Consider the following 6752-nt stretch of genomic DNA (forward strand, 5'->3'; position numbering starts at 1 on the left):
CCCGTCCGTACGGGAGTTCCGCAGCTTCTTCAACCGCGGCATCGTGCCGGGCTGGCGTTTCGGCGACCCCATGCCGGAGGAATCGACCGCCAGCGCGTAGGAGCCGCGCCCTCGTGCGGCATCCGGTGTGAATCCGCATTCAGTGCGAACCCGCGGTCGGCGTGAACCTGCATTCGGCGTGAACCTGGATTCAGCGCGGACGCGGCGTCAGGCTGGTGGCAGCGCGGACCTGGCGCCCGGCCCGTGAAAGGGCCGGGTGGGTGCGTCATGCCGTTGTTCCGGTATGCGCTACAGTCACCCGTCACGCTCACGGGGGGCTTCATGCTGGGGTTTTGCGTTTTCGTCGTCATGGTCATCATGGTTGTCGGGCTCGTCGGGCTGGTGCGCGGTCACCTGCACCGGCTGCACGTCCACAACCGCCGTACCGCCGGATTCATCACTGGAGCGGGCTATCTGGGCATCCTCGTGCTCGGAGTCGTCGGCGGCACGCATGGCCCGGCCGCGGTCACATCGCTGGCGGTGTCGAGCTCGCAGAGCCCGTCCGCCAGCCCGTCCGCGGCACCGATTCCGTCCCCGTCCCCGACCACGAGCCCGTCGGCCACGCTCGGGTTCCCTGCCGGCGATGCCGTCGCAGTCGGGCCGGTGACACCGACGACCGGTGAGATCCCGCCGGCCCCGCAACCGGCCGTAGCGGTCGCGACCACGTCCGCGTCCGCCGCGTCCGCAGCCGGGAACGCCGCCACGGCCCCGACTACACATCCGGTATCCCGACCATCAACCCAGGCTGCGGCTCAGGCTCCCGCGGCTGCGCCCGCGCCGCGGCCGGCGACGACCGCGGCGGCCGCACCGGCGGGCAACTGTGACCCCGCCTACCCCGATGTCTGCCTCCATGACGGGATCGGCGACTACGACTGTGCCGGCGGCTCGGGCGACGGCCCCAACTATGTGCGGGGCCCGCTGCGGGTGCGCTCGCCCGACCCGTTCGGGCTCGACCATGATCACGACGGTACGGGTTGCGAGAACGGCTGACGGCTCTCCAGCCGCTCAGGCCGTGCCCGGCGCCGCCACGCATCACGACGAGTGGTGTGCCGTCACGCATCACGACGAGTGGAAGGTTCTCGTCCGCATATCGGGCATTTCGGGCGTTGGATGTACGTCGACCTTCCACTCGTGCGCTGCCCCGCCCGGTCCGTCCGGTCCGTCCGGTGGCTCCGGCCGACCAGTCCCGTCCATCCCGGTTGGCCGGCCGCTCGGGTCGGCCGTGCCGCCGGACATGTCGCCTGATCGCGGCTCCTTGTCGTCATGTTGGCTTCGGCTGGGGCCACTGGTGGACCTCGATCGTCCCTGGACCTGATACATTCAGATCCGTCGCAAGGCGACACGCGCCGCTAGCTCAATTGGCAGAGCAGCAGACTCTTAATCTGCGGGTTCGGGGTTCAAGTCCCTGGCGGCGCACCCATCCTGACCAGCGGTTATCACTCCCGGTGATGACTGCCTGAAGATCAATGTACCCAACGCTGTACCCATTTGCAATCGATCACCGTTGGTCGGTGTCGGTGTCGGTGTCGGTGGGGTCGACGTCTCCGGCTTCGTTCGCGCTGTCGTCTCCTGCGTCCGCGGGCTTGTCGTCGGTGAACAGGTGCTCCAGGCGTCCCACGGCCTCCCGTTGGGTCTCGGGCATGACGTGGGTATATGTGTTCATGGTCAGTTGGATGGTCGAATGTCCGAGTAGTTCCATGACCGTGCGCGCGGGCACCCCTTCGAAGAACAGCATCGAGGCGAATGCATGACGAAGATCATGCAGACGGAGCCAGGGGAGTCCGGCCTTTTCCCGAAGCTGATCGAACCGGCGGTTGACGTTCCGCGGTTCCAGTGGGGTCCCGATCGACGAGGTGAACACGAGGCCCGTCTCAGTCCAGGAGTCACCGCGTTCGAACCGTTCGCCTGCCTGCATCACCCGGTGTTGGCGTAGCAGGCCCATCAGTCGGGTCGGGATCGGTAGCTTCCGGTGTGAGCGGACGGTCTTCGCCGGCGCGAACGTCAGGGAGCCGTCGACCCGCTGGAGGCTCTGGCGGACGTGGAGGACGGCGCCGTCAAGGTCGACATCGGTCCAGCGCAGGCCGAGGATCTCCCCGCGGCGTAGGCCGAGCATCAGGCCACAGGCGAAGAGTGCTTCCAGGCGGTCACCGTGTAGAACCTCCATGAGTCGTCGTGCTTCCTCGGGACGCAGCACCCGGACGTCTTTGTGCGCGACGGATGGTGCACGTACCGCTTTCGCGACGTTGCGGGGCACGAGGTCGAGCCGTTCGGCTTCGGCGAGCGCGTTACGGATCAGGCCGTGCACGTGGCGGACGCTCACCGGAGACAGCCCGGCTGCCTTCGCCGCCGCGACGAGGCGTCGGACATCGAGGGGAGTGATCTTGTCGAGCTGGATTCGGCCGATCGCCGGCACGATATGCGTGTCGATGAGCCAACGGTAGGTGCGGAGCGTCGTGGGTCGGGTACCGTCACCCTTCTTGATCTCTAGCCATTCGCCGAGCCACACCGCGACTGTTCGACGCTCCGCGGTGACGTCGACGCCCAGCTCTGCGGCCTTCTGAACGTCCTTGAGCTTGCTTCGGCACTCTTTCTCGGTCTTGCCGTAAATGGTCTTGCGGACCCTCGTCCCGTCGATCCAGCCGAGGTCGACTCGCCCGACCCACAGACCGTCACTGGCCCGCTGGAACAGCGCTCCGTCCCCGTGGCTCCGCCGGCGGCCCCGACGAGCAGGGGCGTTCGGCGCCGGGCGCTCCGAACCGTGGCCGTCAAGGTCGGTCGGTTCGTTGCCGTCAGTGGGGTCGGTCGGGTCCTGTCGCTTGTTGGACATGATGAAAGATCGCTCCTTGCCGAAAGTGGAAAAACGGGGAGAAAGCGCCGGAGGAGGCTTGGCGGTCCGGGGTTCCGGTCAGCGCGGCTGGTGCTGGGCGGGAGCCGTCCGATAGGGGAGGACGTCGGGTACCCAGCCACCGGCCGGACCAGGCCCGTGTGATGGGGGAGTTGCCGGACGTGCGGCGCCCGGGATCGCGCGGAACACGAGCACGATGTCGACATCCCCGAGCGCTTCGACGAATATCGCGTCGGTGGGGATCGCGATGGCGGTCCGAGCAAGGTCGAACGGGTCGGCACCGGGTTTGACGGTCACCTCGTAGTAGCCGTGGCCGGGGGTGTCGAGGCGGACGAAGGGCTGTCCGTCGGAGGCGTCGCACGGTGGGTCGAGCTCAGGCGGAATGATAGGGGTCACGGTCTGCGCTCCCTGCTTCGGAAGGGGTGTGGATCTAGGTCCCGGTGTGGTGTTCCAGCACCCGCCGGGGCCGCTTATTCGATCTTTCTGTTCTGGCGGCTTGCGACGTGTCCCAGGTGGACCGCGCGCCAATGGGCCGGTCGGGGCGAGTTGCCGAACACCAGCCCGCCGCCGGCGCGCGAGCGTGGTCATGCCGCCGCCTCCCCGTCGCAGAGCCCACGGAGCCGATCGACGTAGGCGACGAGCGCGGCCCGCGGGATCCGCCGTGCCCGCCCGATCCGGACGGATTCGATCTGCTCGGCATTCAGCAGCTCGTAGACCGTGGTGCGGCTCACGCCGAGCAGCTCAGCGGCTTCCGTGGGGGTGAGAAGGAGCTTGTGCACGGTTCCTCCGGTCGTCGGGTCAGGCCGCGTGGGGCATGCTCGGGTCGGTTGCCGAAACCGGGTGGGGATCTCCGCGGGCAGCACGGGCCGCGTCGAGTTGAGCGCGCCAGCGATGCCGGTCGGCGACCGCCCGCAGCAGCAGATGTTCCCGACGGGGCATCGCCGGGTCACCCGGGTGGAGCAGCTGCCAGACCACCCGGTCGGGCGTGGCGCCCTGGCCGCCCTGGCCGCCGTCGCCGTTGCCGGTGTGGCCGAGGACCGCGAGCTGTTCCCGGATCCACGTTTTGCGATCTTCCTTGTGATCGGCAAGAGTCTTCCCCGACCATTTGCGGGAGACCAGCACGCGGCGTCCGCCGAAGCCGAGGGTTTCGCGCCGGTGGACCTTGCCCTTGCACCGTCCCGGCACCAGCCCGGCCCGCGGGTTTTTCGGCTGGACGCCGTAGAGCAGCCAGTTGGAGCAGCCCGGTGAGCACGGTTCGTACCGCAGCGCGTCCGCGAGCCGGTCGACGTGCGCTCGCTGCGCGTCGGTGGCGATGTCGTGGCAGGTGTCCAACGACTTCGTCAGGTACTTGCACAGATAGCCGATCAACCGGCCGGTGTTGCTGTTGTTCGCGGTCACCCCGTCCGCGCGAACCTGGACGCCGAACCGGACGACATGGGTAGGTTCGGCATCGTCGCCGATCGCGTCCAGCGCCTCATCCCAGGTCGGGAGCGGTTCGTGTGCGTCGGGATCGACGTAGCCGTCCGCTTCGTCGTCCCACACCGGCAGACGATCCACGCCGTAGACCGGCCGGTCGCAGGCTGGCCACCACACCTGGTGATACGTCGCCGCCGCGACCTGGCGGAGCAGCACCCGCGGGATCGTGCCCCGCATCGCCGCATGCAGATGAGGCGCCAACCGCCGTTGCGGCTCCAGGCAGGCGAAGTACTGAATGTCCCAGCCGACTGCCCGGCGCATGTTCTGCCAGAACCGATCCACCAGCTTGGGAAAGTGGATCGCGTCCCGGGCCGCCCGCCGATAGTCATACGACACCGGATCTACCGGGGCACCATCGGAGTTCACCCTTCCGTATGAGTCGCAGGTCAACGTGAGGAACATCGACGGCCGCCACACCGTCCCGTCCGATCCGGTGAACGTCCGCCCGACGGTGCGCCGGTCGACGGGGAGCCGGGGTAGGTCGGGGGCATCCTGGCGCCGCCGGGTCGACCGGGTCCGCCGGGGCCGGTCGCGGTTGTCCGGCGCCGTCTTGCCGCGCACGCCGAGATCGTTCAACGCCGTGTCCACCTGCGAGATCAGATCGTCGACTTCGCCGACCTGATCCACATCGTGGCCGTTGACGGCGTCGGTGCGGACCGCTTCGAGATCCGCCCGGAGCTGGACCAGGGTCTTCGCGTCATCGGTCGGCGGGTCGGGGTCGGGGAGCGGTTCGTCATCGAGATGCCACCCCGCCTTGCACTGCGCCATCCGGAGTTTGCGCGCACGCTCGGCGCACGGCGGGCACTTGGATGCCAGCGTGGCTCCACACGACACCGGGATGATCTCTGTTTCTCCGGTGACCACGTCCACCCGGCGCATCGCCAACGGCCGGATACACACCCCGTTCTCCGCCGCGACCGCCTCCAGGACATGACGGGCCAGTGGTTGGCGCAGGCGGGCGGCCCGGATGCCCGCCGGCGGTTCCGCCGGTGGGGTGCTCGGGGTGGTCATGCCGCCGGTTCCTCCTGTCCGTGGTCCTGGCCGTCATCGTCGGTCTCGGGTCGGTCGGGGTGGTCGGGTGGCGGTTCCCGGCAGCCACACACCCGCCCTCGCCCCGCCGGTATCTGGCAGCCGTCCTCCGCCCAGTGCGCGACCCACAGATGCCGGCAGCAGTCGCAGACCGGCAGCGGATACACCGGGGCGTATTCCTCCGGACTGGTCACGCGGCCCAGCCGTCCACATCCGGGGTCCAGCCGTCCGGACCGTCGCCGACCAGATCGAGCAGTTCGGCGACCGCCGGCACCGGATACCGACGGGCCATCCGGGCAATCTCGGGGTCGTCGACCCAGGCCGCCCGCACCCGCACCGGGTCAGCCTGCCCGTCCAGGAGCACATAGCCGACCCCGGGCATGTCTTCGCCGATCTCGTCGGCGCGTGCCCCGCGGTCGCGGGCACCGTCCCCGAGCACGAGGTCAACCTGGTCGGCTTCGGTCATCCGCAGCGCGACCCGGACCGGGAACAGATCCCGAAACGGCAGCACCTCTTTGCGGGGATCCTGCACCGCCCCGATCACCACCACCCCCGGTGCCCGGCCTTGGGAGAGCAGCAGCGGCAGCGACGCCGACAGCCGCCGCTTCAACTCCCGATCCGTCACATAGGAGGTCAGCGACGCGATCTCATCGACGATGACCACGATCAGCGGCTCGTCGGTCGTCGGAGAATGCAGCCGGCTGACCCCGCGTAGCCGCGCGGCCCGCTTGCGCATCACCGACACCGCGTCGTCGAGGAGATCGGCGATGCTGTCGGTGTCGGTTGCGAACCGGGAGAACATCGCCTGCCCAAAGGCAAGTTCCATGCCGCCTTTGGGGTCGGCTACCCACAGTTCGACCAGGCCCGCGCGGACCGCCGGACCGAGCCCGCGGATCGTCGCCCACACCGCCGCGCTCTTGCCCGACCCGGTCGCCCCCGCGATCAGGACATGGGCGCCGCGGACCGGGAGCCGCCACAGCTCACCATCCTCGCGGCGGCCGATCGGAATCCCGGACAGGTCCACCGGACCGTCGTCCCCGCCGTCCCCGTCCGCGTCCGGACCGTCCAGATCGAACGGTGGGACGGGCACGGCGAGGGGATCTTTCCGGGCGAAGTCCACCCAGATGAACCCGACCCGGTCGGAACGGATCCGACACGACCGCGCCCGAAACGCGTGGCGGAGCGCGTCGGCCTGCTCCGCCCACTGGTCGGGGGTCTGCCCGTAGAGCAGCTCCACCCGGAGCTGGTCACCCCACCGATCGGAGCGGATCGTGCGGATCCGGGGGAAGGTCTCGGCGAAGGAGACCCGGTCGCCGTTGGACACCGGAATCCGAATCGCCAACCCGGTGTGGACCATGACCGG

Annotated in this window: 6 protein-coding genes and 1 tRNA gene; 2 read left to right on the forward strand and 5 right to left on the reverse strand. The window is 69.1% G+C overall.

Annotated elements, in window-relative coordinates; all coding sequences use genetic code 11:
- Positions 1–321: 321 nt before the first annotated feature.
- Together U9978_RS12455 and U9978_RS12460 are read left to right on the forward strand one after the other, a co-directional pair.
- On the forward strand, positions 322–1029 hold the full coding sequence (locus tag U9978_RS12455; protein WP_322761267.1) for a hypothetical protein: 708 nt from the start codon (positions 322–324) through the stop codon (positions 1027–1029).
- A 353-nt stretch (positions 1030–1382) separates the two neighbouring features.
- Positions 1383–1455: transfer RNA gene (locus U9978_RS12460), tRNA-Lys, on the forward strand.
- Positions 1456–1537: 82 nt separating this feature from the next.
- Here U9978_RS12460 and U9978_RS12465 read toward each other — a convergent pair.
- From U9978_RS12465 to U9978_RS12485, 5 genes are all read right to left on the reverse strand, one after another.
- Positions 1538–2866 (reverse strand): site-specific integrase, encoded by a 1329-nt coding sequence (locus U9978_RS12465; RefSeq protein ID WP_322761268.1) that lies wholly within the window; start codon positions 2864–2866, stop codon positions 1538–1540.
- 78 nt (positions 2867–2944) lie between these two features.
- A complete protein-coding gene (locus U9978_RS12470; RefSeq protein WP_322761269.1) occupies positions 2945–3280 on the reverse strand; it encodes a hypothetical protein in 336 nt (111 codons plus the stop codon).
- 188 nt (positions 3281–3468) lie between these two features.
- On the reverse strand, positions 3469–3663 hold the full coding sequence (locus tag U9978_RS12475) for a helix-turn-helix domain-containing protein (protein WP_322761270.1): 195 nt from the start codon (positions 3661–3663) through the stop codon (positions 3469–3471).
- Between the two features lie 19 nt (positions 3664–3682).
- Positions 3683–5371: a replication initiator gene (locus tag U9978_RS12480; RefSeq protein ID WP_322761271.1), complete on the reverse strand. Its 1689-nt coding sequence runs from the start codon at positions 5369–5371 to the stop codon at positions 3683–3685.
- Between the two features lie 208 nt (positions 5372–5579).
- On the reverse strand, positions 5580–6752 hold a 1173-nt coding region (locus U9978_RS12485; protein WP_322761272.1), incomplete at its 5' end, for an FtsK/SpoIIIE domain-containing protein.

It is taken from the genome of Protofrankia sp. Cr2 (assembly GCF_963555885.1).
Taxonomy (GTDB): Bacteria; Actinomycetota; Actinomycetes; order Frankiales; family Frankiaceae; genus Protofrankia.

Excerpts from the sequence above, each read along its gene's own strand:
- U9978_RS12455 (WP_322761267.1), top strand. The coding sequence starts at position 322 with ATGCTGGGGTTTTGCGTTTTCGTCGTCATGGTCATCATGGTTGTCGGG.
- U9978_RS12465 (WP_322761268.1), bottom strand. The coding sequence starts at position 2,866 with ATGTCCAACAAGCGACAGGACCCGACCGACCCCACTGACGGCAACGAA.
- U9978_RS12480 (WP_322761271.1), bottom strand. The coding sequence starts at position 5,371 with ATGACCACCCCGAGCACCCCACCGGCGGAACCGCCGGCGGGCATCCGG.